Source organism: Microbacterium sp., from assembly GCF_032084865.1.
Lineage (GTDB): Bacteria > Actinomycetota > Actinomycetes > Actinomycetales > Microbacteriaceae > Microbacterium.
The window spans coordinates 1-937 of record NZ_DAMDLU010000052.1 but is presented as its reverse complement, the minus strand read 5'-3'; the positions used below and the strand labels follow the sequence as shown (position 1 = coordinate 937).

Here is a 937-nt window from a genome sequence, read left to right as displayed (position 1 = left end):
CGAGCATCCGGTGCGTGCCGAACGCCGCCCCCAGATTCCCGGGTCGAGACGAGACGGTGATCAGCGCGTCGCGGGGAGCGGTGCGGATGCCCTTGCCGATGCGATCCGCTGAGATCACGGCGATCAGTGCGCCGAACCCCGTCGCGAACAGCAGCCCCACACGCGCCAGCGCCGCCATGCCGTACCCGGCGAACGCCACCCATTTCGGCCGATCCAGGCGGTCGGAGGTGTACCCGCCGGCGATGCGCACGAGTGCGCTGACGCCCTGGTAGAGCCCGTCGATGAAGCCGAACGCGATCGTCGACATGCCCAGGTACCCGGTCACGTACAGCGGCAGCACCGCAGTGATCGACTCCGACGAGACGTCGGTGAGCAGCGACACGACACCCAGGGTGACCACGGTCGAGGAGACCGTCTTCCTGCCCCTGCGCGACGTCGCGCCGTCGGATGCGGAACCGGCGTCCCGCGCGGGCTTGCTGGAGAACGAGATGTACACGTCACTCCGTCCGGAACACGCCGTAGATCGTGTACCGGTTGCCGGTTCCCGAGTCGGCGACGCTGAGCGTGAGCGACTCGTGTGCGCCGGCGGATGTCACGGTGCCGTCGTCGGAGAGCTGATCGGTCATGCCCAGCGACGTCCACAGCCGGCGGTAGTGCGCCCGCAATTCGTCGACGGACGCCGACGAGACGGCGACGAGTGTCAGCTGCATCACCGACCCCTCGGTGCTGAGCGCGCTGGTGACGATGGCGGAACCCGGCAGTGGCCCGGCGATGCTCGCCGGGTAGCCTGCGACCAGCGCGCCGTCACGCGCGCCGGACGGCGGCAGCGGCGCCGGCATCAGCGGGTCGCTGTTCTGAAGCGGGGGCAGACCGTGGCCCGGCGTGGACGCGTCGGGCGGAGCGGCGGCATCCGGATCGGTGGGCGACGGCGGCAGCA

Annotated in this window: 2 protein-coding genes; both read right to left on the bottom strand. The window is 70.7% G+C overall.

Annotation, left to right across the window (positions count from 1 at the left end):
* On the bottom strand, positions 1–496 hold a 496-nt coding region (locus RT309_RS07205), incomplete at its 3' end, for an MFS transporter (RefSeq protein ID WP_396654428.1).
* A gap of 1 nt (position 497) precedes the next feature.
* A partial coding sequence (locus tag RT309_RS07200) for a hypothetical protein (RefSeq protein WP_313356182.1) occupies positions 498–937 on the bottom strand: 440 nt, incomplete at its 5' end.